This is a genomic window from Bradyrhizobium sp. LB8.2, from assembly GCF_040548035.1.
In the GTDB taxonomy this organism is placed as follows: Bacteria; Pseudomonadota; Alphaproteobacteria; order Rhizobiales; family Xanthobacteraceae; genus Bradyrhizobium.
The window spans coordinates 1-1,442 of the sequence record NZ_JBEPQV010000076.1 but is presented as its reverse complement, the minus strand read 5'-3'; the positions used below and the strand labels follow the sequence as shown (position 1 = coordinate 1,442).

The following is a 1,442-nucleotide window of genomic DNA, read 5'->3' as shown; positions in this document are numbered from 1 at the left end:
ATAGCGAGAAGATGTCCAAACACAGCGTGAAGGCCGGCGATCTTCCGGAACTTTTGAAGCTGTTTTCCGAGCTGAAGCAGAAGGCCCTGGCGCGAACGGGGGAAAGCTATCGGATCGTGAGCATCCAGGAGGCGGGGCTGGACGGGTTCTGGCTTCACCGCGCTCTGCAACAGGAAGACATTGAGAGCCACGTGGTCGATCCGGCCTCGATCGCGACCCCGCGCCGGCGCCGGCGCGCCAAGACGGACCGGCTGGATGGTGAGACGTTGTTGCGGTCGCTTCTGGCCTACAAGCGCGGCGAGCCGCGGGTCTGTGCGATGGTCGCTGCTCCCTCCCTGGAAGAGGAGGACCGTCGCAGGCTTTGCCGCGAGCGGCGGACATTGATCGCCGAGCGGATCGTGCATGTGAACCGGATCAAGGGTCTTCTGTTCGCACAAGGCATATTCGACTACGTGCCGATGCGGCGCAACCGCCGGGCAGCGCTCGATGTCCTGCGCACGGGGGACGGACGGGTGCTGCCGGCGCATTTGAAGGTCCAGATCGGCCGCGAACTCGACCGGCTCGAACTGCTGCTCGAGCAGATCGCGGCGGTGGAGCGCGAGCAGGATGCGTTGCTGGCCGCGAGCAGGCCGGCCGGTGGGACGGAGGGATCGAACCCGGTCGCGATGCTGCTCGACCTGAAGAGCATGGGTCCGAACTTCGCTGCCGTTCTCTGGACGGAGGCCTTCTGGCGACAGTTCGCCAACCGCCGCCAGGTTGCGTCCTATGCCGGTCTTGCGGCCACGCCCTGGCGCAGCGGCGGGATCGCGCGCGAGCAAGGCGTGTCGAAAGCCGGCAATCCGCGCCTGAGAACCACGATGATCCAGCTCGCCTGGTTATGGATCCGCCACCAGCCGCAATCGGCGCTGACCCGATGGTTCAACGCCAACAGCCCGCGCGGCCGCAAGCGCACGATCGTGGCGCTGGCGCGCAAGCTGCTCGTGGCCTTGTGGAAGTACGTGACCGCCGGCGTCGTGATTGAGGGAGCCGTGATGAAGTCCGCCGCCTGAGGCAACCCCTCTCACAGTCTTCAAACCAATCAGCCGAGGAACGATCAGCCTCGGCCGATCCGGGTGGACGAACCGATGGATTGCATGGCTTCAAATGCCGCAACGAAGAATGGTCCCGTCCTCTCGAGCCTGCCCCGCCGCAAGCGGAATGTTGGTGCAGTCGCGACCGCGCGACGACCGGATGTGAGTTTGATCTGGCACGCGAAACCAGATTGCGAAAACCGGCTCGAACCTGAGATCGCCTGACGAGAAGGAGCTATCCGCCCCGCATCCGCCCGACCACCAAAGCCTGATGGCGTGCTCGCTCGCGTCAAGGTCAAGCCGCTTCGCGGCGGCCCTCCGGGCCGACCTTGACACGATCTGCGCGCGCCATCCGAAAGACCCAGCGGTCGG

The 1,442-nt window shown here is 65.4% G+C and carries 1 protein-coding gene; it reads left to right on the top strand.

Annotated elements, in window-relative coordinates:
- Positions 1-1,049, top strand: a 1,049-nt coding sequence (locus tag ABIB06_RS38795) for an IS110 family RNA-guided transposase (protein ID WP_354070412.1), incomplete at its 5' end; no start/stop codon positions are given.
- Positions 1,050-1,442 lie beyond the last annotated feature (393 nt).